The sequence below is a fragment of the Rhizobium sp. 21-4511-3d genome (assembly GCF_053522545.1).
The window spans coordinates 1-502 of record NZ_JBNWCF010000039.1; the positions used below are offsets into that span (position 1 = coordinate 1).

Annotated in this window: 1 protein-coding gene; it reads right to left on the bottom strand. The window is 63.7% G+C overall.

Annotation, left to right across the window (positions count from 1 at the left end; translation table 11 throughout):
* On the bottom strand, positions 1-502 hold a 502-nt coding region (locus ACQZ5H_RS32610; protein WP_449100221.1), incomplete at both ends, for a TolC family protein.

The following is a 502-nucleotide window of genomic DNA, read 5'->3' on the forward strand; positions in this document are numbered from 1 at the left end:
ATCGAAGGTCTCGCGGCGAGACTTCAGATCGCCCTTGGAGAGTTCGATGCGCTCCTGGTAGTAGCGGGCGTCGATGTAGCTGTTGACCAGATCCTGGAGAAAGGTGAGCTTGGCGACATCGGCGGTGGCGTAAGCCGAATCCAGCGAGGCCAGCGCGCTTTCCTTCGAGCGGCGGTATTCGCCGAAGAGGTCGAGCAGCCAGGAGACATTGGCTTCGCCAGCCGTGGTGTTGGTGGCGCCGCGCTGGTTGCGCAGATTGCCCATCTGGCCGCTGACGGTCTGGGATGCACCGACGACGAGGCTCGGCAGGGCGCCGGCACCGGCAACGGTGACCTGGGCTTCAGCCGAATTGATGCGCTCGAGGGCCTGCAGCACGTCGAGGTTCTGGCCGATACCCTGGGAAACCAGCGAGTTCAGCTGCTGATCGCGGTAGGCCGTCCACCACTGGGCGGTCGCAACATCACCATTGCTCTTGACCCCGCCTTCGCCAAACTTCGCAGGA